16 protein-coding genes are annotated in these 15,666 nt (G+C 35.0%); 7 read left to right on the top strand and 9 right to left on the bottom strand.

The genetic code is table 11. The features are described from left to right. Positions 1–33: 33 nt before the first annotated feature. Positions 34–2,058, bottom strand: coding sequence for a CHU_0125 family OmpA-like outer membrane integrity protein (locus MJQ71_RS20895; protein ID WP_290370179.1), 2,025 nt, complete (start codon positions 2,056–2,058; stop codon positions 34–36). Between the two features lie 165 nt (positions 2,059–2,223). On the opposite strand from MJQ71_RS20895, the gene MJQ71_RS11020 reads away from it, so the two are divergent. Together MJQ71_RS11020 and MJQ71_RS11015 are read left to right on the top strand one after the other, a co-directional pair. Then, positions 2,224–3,024, top strand: coding sequence for an MOSC domain-containing protein (locus MJQ71_RS11020; protein ID WP_238806670.1), 801 nt, complete (start codon positions 2,224–2,226; stop codon positions 3,022–3,024). A gap of 6 nt (positions 3,025–3,030) precedes the next feature. Continuing rightward, positions 3,031–3,858: a hypothetical protein gene (locus MJQ71_RS11015; protein WP_238806669.1), complete on the top strand. Its 828-nt coding sequence runs from the start codon at positions 3,031–3,033 to the stop codon at positions 3,856–3,858. Here the strand turns inward: MJQ71_RS11015 and MJQ71_RS11010 are convergent. From MJQ71_RS11010 to MJQ71_RS10975, 8 genes are all read right to left on the bottom strand, one after another. Then, complete coding sequence (locus MJQ71_RS11010; protein WP_238806668.1) at positions 3,845–4,087, bottom strand: hypothetical protein; 243 nt, start codon at positions 4,085–4,087, stop codon at positions 3,845–3,847. The two genes, MJQ71_RS11015 and MJQ71_RS11010, sit on opposite strands and share 14 nt — an antisense overlap. 10 nt (positions 4,088–4,097) lie before the next feature. Next, a complete protein-coding gene (locus MJQ71_RS11005; RefSeq protein ID WP_238806667.1) occupies positions 4,098–4,328 on the bottom strand; it encodes a cytochrome b5 domain-containing protein in 231 nt (76 codons plus the stop codon). A gap of 113 nt (positions 4,329–4,441) precedes the next feature. Continuing rightward, positions 4,442–5,641, bottom strand: coding sequence for a Gfo/Idh/MocA family protein (locus MJQ71_RS11000; RefSeq protein ID WP_238806666.1), 1,200 nt, complete (start codon positions 5,639–5,641; stop codon positions 4,442–4,444). 58 nt (positions 5,642–5,699) lie between these two features. After that, a complete protein-coding gene (locus MJQ71_RS10995; protein WP_238806665.1) occupies positions 5,700–6,542 on the bottom strand; it encodes an MBL fold metallo-hydrolase in 843 nt (280 codons plus the stop codon). A gap of 4 nt (positions 6,543–6,546) precedes the next feature. Beyond that, complete coding sequence (locus tag MJQ71_RS10990; protein ID WP_238806664.1) at positions 6,547–7,566, bottom strand: methionine synthase; 1,020 nt, start codon at positions 7,564–7,566, stop codon at positions 6,547–6,549. 49 nt (positions 7,567–7,615) lie between these two features. Beyond that, a complete protein-coding gene (locus MJQ71_RS10985; protein WP_238806663.1) occupies positions 7,616–8,419 on the bottom strand; it encodes a sugar isomerase domain-containing protein in 804 nt (267 codons plus the stop codon). Between the two features lie 57 nt (positions 8,420–8,476). Then, the gene (locus MJQ71_RS10980) at positions 8,477–9,364 is read right to left on the bottom strand and encodes an ROK family protein (protein WP_238806662.1); all 888 of its coding nucleotides are present in this window, start codon (positions 9,362–9,364) and stop codon (positions 8,477–8,479) included. A gap of 21 nt (positions 9,365–9,385) precedes the next feature. Continuing rightward, positions 9,386–10,165, bottom strand: coding sequence for an SDR family NAD(P)-dependent oxidoreductase (locus tag MJQ71_RS10975; RefSeq protein ID WP_238806661.1), 780 nt, complete (start codon positions 10,163–10,165; stop codon positions 9,386–9,388). A gap of 116 nt (positions 10,166–10,281) precedes the next feature. On the opposite strand from MJQ71_RS10975, the gene MJQ71_RS10970 reads away from it, so the two are divergent. The 5 genes from MJQ71_RS10970 (at position 10,282) to MJQ71_RS10950 (ending at position 15,662) form a co-directional block, all read left to right on the top strand. After that, positions 10,282–11,151: an AraC family transcriptional regulator gene (locus MJQ71_RS10970; RefSeq protein ID WP_238806660.1), complete on the top strand. Its 870-nt coding sequence runs from the start codon at positions 10,282–10,284 to the stop codon at positions 11,149–11,151. A gap of 49 nt (positions 11,152–11,200) precedes the next feature. Continuing rightward, positions 11,201–11,878 carry a response regulator transcription factor gene (locus MJQ71_RS10965; protein ID WP_238806659.1) on the top strand — a complete coding sequence of 226 codons (678 nt, stop codon included), beginning with the start codon at positions 11,201–11,203 and terminating at the stop codon, positions 11,876–11,878. A gap of 2 nt (positions 11,879–11,880) precedes the next feature. Beyond that, the gene (locus MJQ71_RS10960) at positions 11,881–13,248 is read left to right on the top strand and encodes a sensor histidine kinase (protein WP_238806658.1); all 1,368 of its coding nucleotides are present in this window, start codon (positions 11,881–11,883) and stop codon (positions 13,246–13,248) included. An 81-nt stretch (positions 13,249–13,329) separates the two neighbouring features. Continuing rightward, on the top strand, positions 13,330–14,583 hold the full coding sequence (locus tag MJQ71_RS10955) for a TolC family protein (RefSeq protein WP_238806657.1): 1,254 nt from the start codon (positions 13,330–13,332) through the stop codon (positions 14,581–14,583). Continuing rightward, positions 14,583–15,662 (top strand): efflux RND transporter periplasmic adaptor subunit, encoded by a 1,080-nt coding sequence (locus MJQ71_RS10950; RefSeq protein WP_238806656.1) that lies wholly within the window; start codon positions 14,583–14,585, stop codon positions 15,660–15,662. The genes MJQ71_RS10955 and MJQ71_RS10950 overlap by 1 nt, the downstream gene beginning before the upstream one ends. Positions 15,663–15,666 lie beyond the last annotated feature (4 nt).

Here is a 15,666-nt window from a genome sequence, read left to right as displayed (position 1 = left end):
AATATAATAAACGATAAAATGACTGTTTTGGTTTTATTCTATTTCTACGACTTTAAATTCAGTCCGACGATTAGTTTGGTGTTCTTCCTCTGTTTTAGCATTTTTGATAATTAACTCACTTTCGCCATAACCTTTGGCAGAAAGACGTTCACGAGCAACACCCTTTGAAACAATATAATTAATAGCAGATTCTGCACGTTTTTGTGATAAGCGAAGGTTATAAACTTCGGTTGCACGGGCATCAGTATGGGAGCCTAATTCAATTTTTATCTGCGGATTATCATTCAACGTTTGTACTAATTTATTCAATTCAGTCGCCGCATCTGGACGAATATCCCATTTATCTAAATCATAATAAATGTTATCAACTCTAAAAGTTTTGCCTACAAAAACCTGTTCTAAATTTAATGAAGTATAAAAAGTGGTATCTGTAACTGGTTTTTTCAATAATGATTGCGGAATATCTCGACCTGACATGGAGAATTCTTCACGATTGGTCAAGAAGTTAGGTTTCTTTGCCATTACCAAATAATTGCCATCTACTTTTAATGGAATTGGGCCAAATTTCCCATCTTTACCAGTCGTAAGTTCAGTGATTATTTGGTCTTGGTCTGCATCTACAATTCTTACTCTTGCAGAGTCAAGCGGTGTAAAAACATTAGCCGAATTTTTTGAAGTTATTGTACCTACTAAATAATAGTTGACCGTTTTAATTTCTAAAACTTTGCTTGTGCTATCAGGATTTCCTGTTTTTGGAGAAAGCAATGGGTTTTTCGATGGGTCATCATTGTCAGTTAATTCGGTTTTAGTTGGTGCTTCGTAATAATAAATATCATCGTCGCCCAAACCGCCAGCTCTATTTGATGAGAAAAATACATCGCCACGTTTACTCATCACCAAACCAAAATCATCCATATTTGAGTTATATGGAATGCCCATATTTTCAACGGTTACTTTTCCTCCAGCTCTAACAGCCAAGAAAAGGTCGAGTTTTCCTAATCCAGGATGCCCGTCTGAAGCAAAATAAAGTTTTCCGTCTTCTGACACATAAGGAAACATTTCATCACCTGCTGTGTTAATTTCTTTTCCCATATTTGCAGGATTCCCGAAGCGACCCGACGCATCCATGTTTACTCGGTATAGGTCTAGTCCACCAAACCCACCTGGCCGATTGGAAGCAAAATAAATAGTTTTTCCATCTCTAGAAAACGCTGGGCTTCCATCCCAACTAGCCGAATCGGAAGCACTTACGTAACGAGGTTCAGTCCAACCGCTGCCGTCAACATAGCGAGCAATGTACAAATCCATATCTGGAGAAAGGTCTTTACGTTTGCCAGTATTTCCTCTCGCATAAATCATGGTTTTGCCATCAGGTGAAAAAGTTGGTGTTCCTTCGTTGCGTTCGTCGTCAAAAATGGCGTCACTAAATTTTTCAATTTTGCCCATTTCCGAAATTGTCTTATCAATTTTCACTTTATAAAGTCCAACATAGGGCAATCCGTTAGAATAGGTTTTACTTTTGCGTGAAGCCGTAAAAATAAGTTCGTCACCCCTTACCATTGGAGCAAATTCAGAACCTTTAGTGTTGACTTGTGAAAGGTTTTTAAAAGCTACAACACTTTGTTTTTTCTTGATTTCATCAATTGTTTTGAGCGTATTTACTTCACGATATGCTTTTTCGTTATATGCTTTGATGGTACTTTTTGAATCAATAAATTGTTGGAGTTCTTTAAGAGCCAAATCATAATTTCCTGCTGCTTTTAAAGCAAAAGCATAATGAAAATGAGCTTCTGGATTAGCTATTTTAGCTTCAAATGCTTTTTCGTAATATGGAACAGCCTCAACCCAGCGGTTTGAAAGTCGATACGATTCGGCAATTTTGTAATAAAGATTGGCTTTTTCGGTCTCGGCAATATTCGTTACCTTCGTCAAATCTTTAATGGCTAAGTCGTATTGTCCTTTATCAAAACTGGCAAGTCCACGTTTATAGGTTTGGATTTGCCCCAAAACACTATTTGCTATACAAAAAAGGACAATAATATTTAATAATCGTTTCATCGTTTTAGATTCGAGATATTGAGATTCGCGATACAAAAGAAAAATAGAGTATTAGAAAATAAAACTAAAATTTCTATAAATACTCGACCCAATTTATAAGTTTAACCTAATAAGTCAAACGTTTTTTTGATAGAATTGTTGTATTTGTATAAAATGCTTTAAAATATGTCTTTTATTGTTTCAGAAATTACTATTTACCCTATAAAATCATTGGCAGGAATTGCTCTCCAAGAAGCAATTGTGGAGGAGCGTGGCCTACAATATGACCGTAGGTGGGTGCTTGCCGATGAACAAAACGTATTTATCACACAGCGTCAGAATGAGCAAATGGCTTTGATTGACGTACAAATTGAAGCTGAAAGACTAAAAATAACGCATCGAGTAAAAAAAATAGCTCCTTTGATTGTGCCATATTTGCCCCAAACAACTGATTATAAAACGATTACAATTTGGGATGATGAGGTAAAAGCCATCAGGGTAAGTGATGAAGTTGATGCTTGGTTTTCAACTGTTTTAGGTATAAAATGTCAATTATTTTATCAGCCAAATGATTCAATTCGATTGACCGACCCACGATATTCTATTACAAAAGAAGAACATACAAGTTTTGCCGATGGTTATCCAATTTTAATTCTTGGGCAAGCTTCACTAGATAGTTTGAATGAAAGATTGGCAGAACCTGTTTCAATGAAACGATTTAGACCTAATATCGTTTTTTTAGGCGGTGAAGCACATATTGAAGATGATTGGAAGTATTTTAGTATTGGAGAGGCACAAATGGTAGGTGTAAAGCCTTGTGCCAGATGTGTCCTGACAACCATCGATCCCGAAACTGCATTGAAAGGAAAAGAACCGCTAAGAACATTGAATCAATATCGAAATTTTAATAATAAAGTATTATTTGGGCAAAATTTGTTGGTTGTGAAGACTGGAAAAATTTCGGTAGGTGACAAAATTCAATTTTGACAATACATGATTGAGACTAAAAATAGCTTCCTAAAAACGCTTCATTATTTGAGCCTAGATGTGGTTTTGGGAGCTATTATAAGTAGTTGGATGTTTTGGAAAATACCAGTTGGAAATGATTTAGTTGATACTCCTTCACTGATAATTTTGGGTATCTGCACTTGGATTATTTATATATTAGACCGATTGCTGGATAATCTAAAATCTGAACCCGAAGATGCTCGACATCAATTCCATTTTCAACATCAGTACTACCTTCAAGTAACTATAATTATTTTGTTTTTTATTGCTTTTATTTTTGTTTTTTTTCTGCCAAAAAAAGTATTTTATTTTGGAATTTACTTTTCAGTAGCACTTATTTTATACTTTTTTATTCTACAAAAACAATCAAAAAGCACAAATTTTCAATATTATAAAGAAATTTTCACATCAGCTATTTATAGTATTTGTATAATTGAAAGTGCATTTAGTACCAAACAAAAGCTTGATTGGACGGCATATTTAGCTGGATTTAATTTCTTTTTATTGGTGCAACAAAGTATTCTTATTTTTTCGTTTTATGAACTTCAAGAATATCCACAAACAAAAAATCTCGCCAAGAAACTTGGCAAGACCAATTGTACTTATTTAATATTGTGTATTATAGTATTTATTGCTGTTTCAAGTTTTACTACAAAAGAAAATTTTCTTCAAAAAGTATTTTTTATTGAAACATTAATGGCTGTTTGTTCGACTTTGATTTACTTTTTTCAAGCTAAATTAGTCATCAACCAAAATTATCGATGGCTAGGAGAAATGGTGTTTTGGCTGCCACTTTTGCTTATTTTCTTTTAAGTCTGTCAGCAATTTTCTTAGATTTCTCTTCATTTTTTGCGTCTTCATTCTTCTTTTCAGCCATAATTCTAAGTCCACGGCGGTAAGTATAGTAGAAAAAACCAGCAACAGCAAACATCAAAAAGAAGTAACTGTCTTTGAGTGGAACTTGTTTATAAAGTGCTTGATCAACAAACATCGTAAGAAATGCTAAACTGGCAAAAAGTATGATAGATTCAACGAGCTTCATATTTTATTAATTATTTTATCAGTGCTCCAATTACCTTAAATTTTTCAAAAACTTGTTCATTATGTGGAGCATCGGCAAGTTCTTCGGTTAAATCTTGTCCTGCCCAATGCTCGTAATGTTTCCCATTTCGCCATAATCGGGAGTTGGTAACTTCGTAAATTAATCCTTTGTAAGCAACCCAGATTTCGTCTTTATCTTGTCCATTTCGGAGGGCAAGCTGGTTTTTGGTATATTCTTTCAAGTTTTATCAAAATTTCTGCAAAGGTCGTAAATTCTTAACAAAGATTTGATTGAAGCTGTTTTATTTTGAATTAAAAAAGGCGATAAATATTTTATTTATCGCCTTAAATAAGCTTATTTCCATGTTTCTAATTCAATAATTTCACCCGTTGCTTTCTTCTTCAGAATGACTTTTTTATCGCCATTAGGCAAAATTTCATCTTTAATAAACCAATGGTCCACATCATATTCGTTGTAAACCGATGGTTTTTCTAAACCAACTTGACCACGCCAATCAGGTAGTTGAACGGGTTCCCAAAGCTTAGTTTTTGCCGATTTATACGCTGCATCAATGATGGCATTTACTACGTAACCATCATAAAAAGTTTCATTGGGTTCTTTGCCTTGTTCCAAAGCGTTGAACATATCGGTAAACATATTTGTATAACCAAGTTCGTGGGCTTCGTCACCAACGGGAAATTGCCAACCACTTGAACTTTCGGCTTTTTCGGCTACATAACCACCTTCGCCTGCACCGCTTGTAAACATCTCAAAGCCTGTACGAAGAAATGAATTTATCCAAATTGTACCTTCAGTTCCCATCACTTCATCTCGTAAATCCATGCCACCTCTGAATGTCCATGAAACCTCAAATTGTCCGATTGCTCCATTTTCATATTTTACCAATCCGATTGCATGGTCTTCAGCGTCAATTGGTTTTACTTGCGTATCGGCCCAACACATCACTTCGACAGGTTTTACATCTTTTCCAATAAAATTTCGGGCAATTTCAATGCAATGACATCCCAAATCTAAAACCGCTCCGCCACCTGCTTTATCAATATCCCAAAACCAATCCGAGTGTGGGCCAGGATGCGTTTCTCTTGATTTTGCCCATAAAATGCGACCAATTGCTCCATTTTTTACACTTGTCAGAGATTTCATGAATTTTGGAGTGTAGCATAAATCTTCCAAATAACCAGCAAAAATACCTGCTTCTTCACAGGCTTTGGTCATACGAAGAGCTTCTTCTGCATTTCGGCCGAGAGGTTTGGTACATAAAACTGCTTTTTTGTGTTTTACACATAAATCAACAGCCGTTTCGTGTAAATTATTTGGTAAAGCAATCACAACGACTTCTGTTGCCGAACTTTTAATGGCTTCTTCCATATCAGTAAAATAATGCGGAACTGCGTAATCTGAAGCAAAACGGATGGCGGTTTCTTCACGTCGGGCATAAACTACCGAAACTCGGTCTCTTCCACGTTGACCGTGAAGTGAATCTGCGTAAAAACGCCCAATAAATCCACCACCAAGGATACAAACTTGTGCCATATTTTTTATTTTTTTGATGAATAGATATTTTGTAAAATTGGATTGACGAGATAAAATTCTAATTAATTACTAAACCTTCGCCCATTGCTAGTACTTTATATTTTGTGTCATATAATTGGCAAGCTTCAACAAAGCGATTTGGGTCTTCTGTATTGAATTCGAAAAGATGATAATGGTGCGGGATGACTAATTTCGCACCAATGATTTTTCCTAATTTGGCGGCTTCGTCAGCGTTTAAATTTCCTGCCACTTTTCGTTCGGGTTGATTGCCGTTGATGGGCAAAAAAGCAACGTCAACGGTATAAGGTTTTAGGATTTCTTCTAAGCCGTCAAACCAAAGTGTATCGCCCGAATGATAAACCGAAAAGTGACCAAACTGAGTGATAAACCCCATAAATTTACATTCGCCTTTTTCGTTTTTTTCGACTGAATTATGAGCCGCAGGAATTCCTGTAATTGTAAAACCTTTATATTGGAAACTCAAGCCTTCATTTAATCCAATAGGAAAGTTTAAATCGCATTGAATTCTATCAGCTACAAAAGTTCGATTTGCTTCGGGTATGATAAATTTTATGCTTGAATTTTTTTGAATAATCGGAATCAACGTTTCAGCATCCAAATGGTCTGTATGATTATGGCTCGATGTAACAATATCAATGAAATCTAATTGTTGTGGCGAAATTACCAATTCACTCATTCGGACGTGCGGTTTGTCAGTATTTTGGTATTTTATGCTCAAAGAATCAGATAAATAGGGGTCAAAAAGCAAGTATTTGCCTTGCCATTTTATCAGAAAACCACTTTGAGCCAGCCACCAAACTTTAAAACCCGAAAAACTATCAAATGACTGGATGTCATTTAATAGCTCAATATTTTTTTGTTTGGGTTTAATTAAGGTCATTTTATTATCTCATCAAATTTGCAGCGGTACACATATTTGCTATTTTCTGCTTCGTAGCCCAACGAGCCGTTTGCGACATTCCGCAGTCTGGAGCAATGGCTAGTTTGTCGGCAGGAACATATTTTAAGCATTTGGCAATGCGTTCTTTAATGTCTTCAACGGTTTCGATATAATAACTTTTTACGTCAATTACTCCAACAGCTACATCCATTTTTTCGGCGAAACGCTCTAATAAATGTACTTCAGCAAAATTTAAAACGCACATTTCTGTATGCAATTCATCGACTGTAAAATCTAAAAAATCAGGTAGCATTGGTAAAATTGTTTTCTTGCCAACCGAACGCCCTTTATAATTTCCGAAGCATAAGTGCGTACCAATTCTAGTTTTTCCAACAATCCCTTTTACAGTGCGGTTAAAAATATCAACAAATCTCTTTGTATCTTCTTTATAAGCGTAACATGACATTGACGGCTCATCGATACAAATTTCTTTCGCACCCGCTTCAACTAAAGCCGCCAATTCTTTTGCAACGATTGGTAAAAGTGCTTCGGTAATTTCCCAACGGTCTTTATAAATTTCACCAGGGAGCATTCTTCCAGAGAGTGTATATGGTCCAGGAATTGAAGCTTTTAAAATTTTGCCTTCAGGTGCCAAACGTTTTAGTCGTTTAAATTCTTCAACAACTCCCAATCCTTTTGGAGCAGTAAGTGGTTCTATAATGGTATGTTTACCTCTTTGGTCGTGAGCAGGCGGCCCAAATTTACGGGTTTCTTCGTGATTAGCTTGTAATCCTTTAATGAAACCATAAAAGGACAAATTGAAGTCCAAGCGAGTTTGTTCGCCATCAGTTATAACATCAAGCCCAGCCGAAACTTGGTCATGGATGGCATTAACTACGGCATCTTCAATCATTTCGTTGATGTCGGCGGGGCCAAATTTATCTAAATTTTCGGAAGCAAATTCGAGCCAACTTGGAAAAGGCCAAGAGCCAACAACTGTGGTTTTTATAGGAATTGGTTGCATATCTTTATGTAAAAATTAACAATTATAATCTTAGTCGAAAAAAGAAGAATTATTTTTCTTTAGAAACGTAGCTTTCGATACCAACTTTTTGATACATTTTTGATATTCGATGGGCGTGTTCATCATAAGCTGCTTGAAAAATTTCAGTGGCTTTTTCTGCTCCGATTACTGCTCCAGCCGTCAATACTTTTGGCGGATGTCCAGCTTGTGTTAGGATATTGGCTAATTCAGCTTTGATACAGTTAATAATCATGCAAGAACCAACCGTCGAACCTGGTGAAACAGGTGTTTCTAATCCTTCAATTTTAATCATTGCATCACCAACTGGAGCTCCAGAATCAAGCACAATTTTACAAAAATCTTGCAATTTTTTGCCATCTTGTTTTTTACTTATACTCGCTTCAGAATGTTCTTTTGAAATAATTCCAACGGTTTTTATGTCTTTACTTTGAAAAATCTCAGCCATTTCAATCGGAACAACATTACAACCAGAGGAAGAAATAACTAAAGCAGTATCAACTTCCGAAAGGTCAAAATTTCTCAAAATTTGTTGTGCAAATCCTGTTACATTTTCCAAAAACATGGCTTGCCGTTGTCCATTAGCCCCAACAACTAAGTTATGAAATGTCAGCGATAATTCTACAATTGGGTTAAATCCAGGAAATGAGCCGTAGCGTGGCCACATTTCTTCGACCATAATTCGACTGTGTCCGCTCCCAAAAACGTGTACCATTCTTCCTGCCAAAATTGATGCTGAAAACAGTTTTGCCACTTGCCTTATTTGAGTTTCTTGCTTAGAAACAGTTTCAATTAATCCTTGACATTTTGCTAGATATGCTGCGGTGTATGACATTCTTTAATGATGAAAAATGGTTAATATATTTTGTGATTTATAATAACTAATGTGCTTTTAACACTTACTAAATGCAAAAGCGGCTGCTCCAATAGCTCCTGATAAATCGGTAAATTTTGCTTGTTTAATGATTGTTTTTTTACCTTTTGGGCGAAATTCATAAAGGTCAATAAATTCATTCAGCGGTCTGAACAATGCCTCGTTTGCCGTTGTTATTCCTCCTGCCAAAACAACTATTTCAGGCGAAAGGGCATTAACCAAAGATACAATCGTAATTGCCAATTTTTTGACCGAATCAAGCCAAAGCCAAGTGGCAAATGTATCATTGGCAAGGTATGCTTTTACTAAATCATGGGTTGATTGAAATTTCCCCATCGACCGACGGCTAATCGAATAATTGCCAACGGCGTATTCTAAACTACCTGGCGTTCCCAAAATACTTAGTTCATCGTCTTTATTATCAATCGAAATATGTCCTAAATGCCCAGCCATTTGGCTAAGTCCTTGATAAAGTTGACCGTTTATCATAATTCCGCCGCCAACGCCTGTTCCTAAAGTTAGCAAAATTGCATTTTTATATCCTTCAATAACACCATATTTTGCTTCAGCCATCAAGGCTGCGTGAGCATCGTTTAGGACAAAGGTTTTTGTGCCAAAGTATTCTTCCCAAATAAAATTTTCTAAACCAAACAAGCGGTTCGGCAAATGGGCAATTGATTTATTATCATTACTCGCCAAGCCTGGTGCGGAAACACCAATCATTTCAATTGGGTCTTGCCAAAAATTTGTTAAATATTTGACCATTTCTAGCAACTTTTCTCGCCATTTTCCTTCTGGGTCGTCTTGTGTTGCGATGTAATGTTGCTTCAAAATCTCTCCGTTTTCACTTAGTAAAATTCCTTTTACATTTGTACCTCCGAGGTCAATTCCAATGGCTACTTTCATTGTTTTTTGCATTTTAAATACTCAATATTGTCCTTCTGATACTTCCCAACCTCCATCAACGTAAAGCGTTTGGCCTGTGCTAAACTTGGAGGCGTCCGACATAAAAAAGATTGCTGCTCCGTCGAGGTCTTCTGGTCGGCCAATTCTTCCACCATCTAAAGGTTGTTTTGTTTTTACAAAATTCATGATTGTGGTGTCTTTGCTGGCTCGTGCCGACATTGGTGTTTCGACCAAAGCAGGAGCCAAAAGATTGATTCTGATATTGTGAGAAGCATAATATGCTGCCAATGATTTTGTAAAACCAATAACGGCCGATTTGGATGCAGCATAAGCATGTGTAACAAAAAATTGTGGTGATGGCGAAAAACCCAACACTGAACCCATATTTAAAATTGACCCTCCTTTACCTAATTCAAGCATTTTTTTTACCGCTGCTTGGTTGGAAAGCATCAAACTTGTGAGATTCAATTCCATTGTTTTGTTCCAACCTTCAAGTGAAAGTTCATGTAATGGCCCATCGCCATATTTTCGTCCACTTCCACCTGCTACGTGATAAAGTCCATCGAAACTACCAAATTCACCGCAACACAATTCTATGGCTTTAATAGATGTTTGTTGCTCAGTTGCATCTCCGCAAATCGCTCGTCCGTTTTTGCCCAAAAATAGTTCGGCAGATAAACAACTTTCGGGATTTCTGCCCACCACTACAACTTTTGCTCCTTCTCGAACGAATGCTTTGGCTGCCGAAAAGCCTAGACCTGTTGTTCCGCCAACGATAACAATTGCTTTGTTTTTGAGCATTTTTGCAAATAAAGTATTATGAAATACGTAACAGAATAATTATTATACAAAATTGTAACTGAATAATTATAAAATCCACACAATAATTTTAAATTCACAATACTATTTTGATATTTATGTTTAAAAAACCTTTACTACAAAAACTACCGTTGAGTTTCGGTTCTTCATTTTTGATTGAACGTTTTGAAACGCCTTATTTTGAAACCCCGTGGCATTACCATCAAGAAATAGAAATTGTATTGTGTGATGGCGGTTTTGGAAAAAAATTTGTTGGCAATCACGTTTCAGATTACATCGAAGGTGATTTGGCTATTTTGGGAAGTAATCTTCCGCATTGGTTTCGAGCCGATGATAATTGCTATAATAAAACAGCCACAATAAAACCTGCTTCTATTGTGATTCATTTCTTGGATGATTGTTTTGGGAAAGAATTTTTTTGGATTGAGGAAATGACTGAAATTCGGAAGTTCTTGGAAATAGCAAAATTTGGAATTGAGTTTTATGGTGAAACCAAAAATACCATCAGGAAAATAATTTTAGGACTTTTAAAAGCTGATAAAATTGGCCGTTTACTAGGTCTAATCGAAATTTTGCATTTGATGGCAAATACAAAAGAATACAAATTACTTTCTGAAAATGGCATGGTTGGTGTCAGTAAAAAAGACTCCGAAAGAATGAATGTTGTGTTTGATTATGTGTTAAAAAACTTTAAAAATGACATCAATTTGGGAGAAATTGCTAATAAAACCAACTTTTCGGAAGCTGCATTTTGTCGGTATTTTAAACTTCGAACACAAAAAACATTTGTAGAATTTGTGAATGAAATCAGGGTTGGACATGCCTGTAAATTATTGATGGTAAGTGAGCTAAATATTATCGAAATTTGCTACGAATCAGGTTTTAAAAATCTTTCAAATTTCAATCGTCAGTTTAGAAATTTCATGAAAATGAATCCAAAATCGTACCGAGATCGTTTAGAAAATTAAAGATTTATAGCAGAAAATCACTATATTCGCATCTAATTATTGAATCCCTATGAAGGTTTTACTATTAGAAGACGACCCTGCTTTGTCGAAAGAAATTCAAAGCTTTTTGTCTTCAAAAAAAATAGATTGTGATACAGTTTTTGACGGAGAATTGTTTTTCCGACAAACAAAAAATAACGAATACGATGTTTTTCTGCTTGATATAAATGTACCTAAAATCAATGGCTTAGATGTTTGTAAACTCATTCGAGAAACCAACAAATATACACCAATTATTATGCTAACGGCCTACGGTGATATTCAGGATAAAGCTGATGCGTTTGGTTTTGGAGCGGATGATTATCTTGTAAAACCTTTTCATTTTGAAGAACTTTTTTTGAGAATTACGTCATTATTACGTCGAAGTGTGACACCGCAAGATTCAGATAGTATTATTACGATTGATGATTTAGAAATTAATACTTCCGAAATGAAAGCCAAGCGTAAAGGTGAACTAATCGACTTAACACCTAAGGAATATCAACTTTTATTGCTGTTGGCAAAAGCAAAAGGACGCACACTTTCAAAACAATCAATTGCCGAACAAATTTGGGACATACATTTTGATTCAAACATGAATACAATTGAGGTTTATATAAATTTTTTAAGAAAAAAAATAGACCGAAACCATGATGTTAAATTGATTCATACTCGGCCTGGCTTTGGTTATTATCTCAAAATAGAATAGCCATGACATTAAAAAGACGCATTGCCATTAATATTGCCATCGCTTTTTCGGTTTTATTCGGATTGGCAGCCTTTATTATTTTTTACGCTTTTTCATCCTTCCGAATTGAAGAATTTAAACAACGATTAGAAGAAAAAGCTTTAACTACTGCCAAGCTATTGGTTGAAGTGAAAGAGATTGATAATCAGATACTTAAGCTAATTGATCAAAATTCAATCAATAAACTTTATAACGAAAAAACACTTGTTTTCGACCAAAATTACAAACTAATTTATAGTAGCATTGATGACGCCACAATCAGTTGGAATATTGAAGATTTACAGACTTTAAGAAAAGAAAAAACGTTTTTTAGGAGTGAAAAAGAAAAAGACCTGCTCGGAATCTACTATGATTTTGAAAAGACAGATTATTATATTTTAATTTCAGCAGAAGATAAATATGGCTATAATAAACTTGATTTTTTGTTTTTGACTCTTCTTTTTACATTCTTGGCGGGTACATTATTGGTTTGGTTTTCAACTTATTTTTTTATTGAACGATTATTAAAACCGCTTGATGTTTTTCAGAAGCAAATAACCAATATTTCGGTCAATGAACTAGATATTCAATTGTACGAAACTAGCCATAATGACGAAATTAATTTACTTACAAAGGCATTCAATATTTTACTTTCGAGAATTGGGAGTGCTTTTCAAAGTCAAAGAGAATTTACATCGAATGCGTCGCACGAAATTCGAACACCTTTGACCAGAATCGCCTTTAAAGTCGAGAATTTACTGCAAAACCCTACACATTCGCCCGAAACAATCAGCTCTCTCAAAAGTATCAACGATTACGTTCATCAACTTTCAGACTTGGTAAACTCATTATTGCTTTTATCAAAAATCAATCGAGAAGATGCCCAAAAAAAGTTTGAAAAAGTGCGGATTGATGAAGTGATTTTTTTGGCGAATGAAAAAGTCAAGAAAATTTACCCCAATTTTGACCTAAAATTTGAAATCATAGTCATTGATGAAATTGAGCTTTCGATGGATGTACTTGGCGTAAAATCGCTTCTCGAAATTGTCTTTATCAATCTTTTAAAAAATGCTTATTTGTATTCAAAAGATATGCGAGCCAATATCGTTATCGAACAAATTGCAAGCCATCAGTTACAAATTAATATTTCAAATGAAGGAGATATTTTAAATCACTTAGAGCAAGAAAAACTTTTTGAGCCCTTTATGCGAGGCTCAAATTCGAGCAATATCAATGGCTCTGGCTTGGGTTTACGCCTTTCAAAACGTATTTTAGATTATCATTCTGCAACTATAAATTATCAAGCAATTTCTCCTCAAACGAACCTTTTTAAAATTATTTTCTCTAATTAAGTTTTTTTTAAGGTAAACTTAAAGGCAATTTTAATAAGCATCAATACATCTTTGTGGCTGTAAACAAAATACTGTCAACTGATGATAAAAAAGATTGCTTTTTTACTAATAATTATATCCACTCAGACTGTTTTTGCACAACAAAATCTTACACTTAAACAATGTGAGGAGGCTTTTGTCAAAAATAATTTGTTGTTATTGGCCGAACAATACAACATTGATATTGCTAAAGCATCGGTAATTCAGTCTAAAATTTGGGAATTACCCTACGCATCAGGCGAACTGAACGCCATAAATCCTCAAAATAAGCGAGTACTTGATATTGGGGCAAAAGGACAAAAAGCTATAGCAGTTCAGCAACTACTTTATTTGGGGAAAAAGAAAAAAAATGAAGTGGAATTTGCAAAATCAACCGTCGGCATTGCAGAACTGCAATTTGAGCAACTCCTTAAAAATCTCCGATTTCAGCTCCATCAAAGTTTTTTCAATAGCTACTTTGAGCAACAAAAAATTCTGAGTATCAATAAGCAAATTGCCAATATTGATACCCTCGTGAAAGTGTATTCGCAGCAGGCTCAGAAAGGAAATTGGCCATTGCGAGATGTGGTGCGTTTGCAATCGTTGTCGTTCAATCTTAAAAATGATTTTTTGGCGGTTCAAAAAAATATCAATGACGAACAGGAAAATTTGAAAATTCTTATCGGTAGTCAAGAAACCATCAACCCAATTGTTGAGGAGAGAGGTTTGAATAATTATTTTGAGAAAAATAATCTTCCAGTTTCCGAAGCACTTTTGGCAATGGCTTTAGAGAAAAATCCTGATTATTTAAGTTTTTTGAAAATCATTGAAAGCAACGAATTGATGATAAAATGGCAAAAATCGCTAGCAAAACCCGATATTACGGTTGGTGCTTCTTACGACCAGCGTGGGGGAGCTTTTGGAAATCAAGTGAATTTTACTGTTGGAATTCCTTTGGCTTTGTGGAATAGGAATAAGGGAAATATCAAAATTGCAGAAGCTGAATTTGAAAAATCAAAGCTTTTGAAAGAACAAAAAATACTTGAACTTAAAAGCCAAATTGATAATGCATATTCAACTTGGAATCAGCAAAGAGAACAATACAGTCATATTATTTCGTCAGGAATTGAAAATTTTGATGTCGTTTATAAGGGAATCTTGTTCAATTTTCAAAAGCAAAATATCGCTTTGCTTGAGTTTACAGACTTCATGGAAAGTTACAATCAAAGTACGCTTCAGTTAATTGAAATGAGAAAACAGCTCATTTTATCAGGCGAATCAATCAATCATATTGTCAATGTAAATTTATTCAACTAATGAAAAATATATTAATTATAACAATGCTGGTATTTGGCATTTTTGGTTGTGATAAAACACCAAAAAAAGTAGAAACACAAACAACTTTTGTGTTGAGCAAAAAAATGCTTGAAACTACCCAAACACAAGCTGTGGCATTTCAAAACCTAAGAAATGAGCTTAATTTTTATGGGAAAATCACGGCCGATAACAACAAAATGATTGAAGTTTATCCAGTTGTTGGCGGAAATGTGACGAAAGTATTTGTCGAATTGGGAGATTATGTAAAAAAAGGACAATTGCTCGCAACCATTCGTAGTACTGAAGTGGCAAGTTTTGAGAAAGAACTAGATGATGCAAAAAATGATTTGTTGGTATCGAAAAATAATTTAAAAGTAGCTCAAGAATTATTTGAAGGAAAACTGAATTCGGAGCGAGAAGTAATTGAAGCTCGCAGTCAGCTTGATAAGGCAAAGTCGCAATTACACCGCATTGAAGAAACATATAGTATTTATAACATCAAGCAAGGTGCAGTTTATGAAGTGCGGTCGCCGTTGAGTGGCTTTGTGATTCAAAAAAATATTAATCAAGATATGCTTCTCCGCAACGACCGTAGCGACAATATTTTTGATATTGCCGAGATTGATGATGTTTGGGCGATTGCTAATGTCAATGAAAGTGACATCAACCAAGTAAAATTAGGAATTGAAGCTGCCGTTACGACGTTGAGCTATCCTGATAAAGTTTTTCATGGAAAAGTTGATAAGATATTCAATATTATCGACCCCGAAACAAAAGCCATGAAAGTGCGAATTAAACTTAGCAATAGCGAATATTTACTCAAACCCGAAATGCGTGCTAATATCAAACTTTCTTACACCGAAAGCGAAAAAATGTTAGCAATTCCATCGGAGTCGGTCATTTTTGATAAAAGCAAAAACTTTGTTATGATTTTCAAAGACCGTAATAATATCGAAACCCGACAAGTAGAAGTTTTTCGACAAGTGGGTGATATAACTTATATTTTATCAGGATTAAAAGAAGGCGAAAAAGTAATGACCGCAAACCAACTATTGGTTTATGACGAGTTGAACGATTAATCGA

Source organism: Emticicia aquatica (genome assembly GCF_923079645.1).
In the GTDB taxonomy this organism is placed as follows: domain Bacteria; phylum Bacteroidota; class Bacteroidia; order Cytophagales; family Spirosomataceae; genus Emticicia; species Emticicia aquatica.
The sequence above is the reverse complement of the archived record's forward strand: the minus strand, read 5'-3'. Positions and strand labels throughout refer to the sequence as shown.

Excerpts from the sequence above, each read along its gene's own strand:
- MJQ71_RS20895 (WP_290370179.1), bottom strand. The coding sequence starts at position 2,058 with ATGAAACGATTATTAAATATTATTGTCCTTTTTTGTATAGCAAATAGT.
- MJQ71_RS11020 (WP_238806670.1), top strand. The coding sequence starts at position 2,224 with ATGTCTTTTATTGTTTCAGAAATTACTATTTACCCTATAAAATCATTG.
- MJQ71_RS11015 (WP_238806669.1), top strand. The coding sequence starts at position 3,031 with ATGATTGAGACTAAAAATAGCTTCCTAAAAACGCTTCATTATTTGAGC.
- MJQ71_RS11010 (WP_238806668.1), bottom strand. The coding sequence starts at position 4,087 with ATGAAGCTCGTTGAATCTATCATACTTTTTGCCAGTTTAGCATTTCTT.
- MJQ71_RS11000 (WP_238806666.1), bottom strand. The coding sequence starts at position 5,641 with ATGGCACAAGTTTGTATCCTTGGTGGTGGATTTATTGGGCGTTTTTAC.
- MJQ71_RS10995 (WP_238806665.1), bottom strand. The coding sequence starts at position 6,542 with ATGACCTTAATTAAACCCAAACAAAAAAATATTGAGCTATTAAATGAC.
- MJQ71_RS10990 (WP_238806664.1), bottom strand. The coding sequence starts at position 7,566 with ATGCAACCAATTCCTATAAAAACCACAGTTGTTGGCTCTTGGCCTTTT.
- MJQ71_RS10985 (WP_238806663.1), bottom strand. The coding sequence starts at position 8,419 with ATGTCATACACCGCAGCATATCTAGCAAAATGTCAAGGATTAATTGAA.
- MJQ71_RS10980 (WP_238806662.1), bottom strand. The coding sequence starts at position 9,364 with ATGAAAGTAGCCATTGGAATTGACCTCGGAGGTACAAATGTAAAAGGA.
- MJQ71_RS10975 (WP_238806661.1), bottom strand. The coding sequence starts at position 10,165 with ATGCTCAAAAACAAAGCAATTGTTATCGTTGGCGGAACAACAGGTCTA.
- MJQ71_RS10970 (WP_238806660.1), top strand. The coding sequence starts at position 10,282 with ATGTTTAAAAAACCTTTACTACAAAAACTACCGTTGAGTTTCGGTTCT.
- MJQ71_RS10965 (WP_238806659.1), top strand. The coding sequence starts at position 11,201 with ATGAAGGTTTTACTATTAGAAGACGACCCTGCTTTGTCGAAAGAAATT.
- MJQ71_RS10960 (WP_238806658.1), top strand. The coding sequence starts at position 11,881 with ATGACATTAAAAAGACGCATTGCCATTAATATTGCCATCGCTTTTTCG.
- MJQ71_RS10955 (WP_238806657.1), top strand. The coding sequence starts at position 13,330 with ATGATAAAAAAGATTGCTTTTTTACTAATAATTATATCCACTCAGACT.
- MJQ71_RS10950 (WP_238806656.1), top strand. The coding sequence starts at position 14,583 with ATGAAAAATATATTAATTATAACAATGCTGGTATTTGGCATTTTTGGT.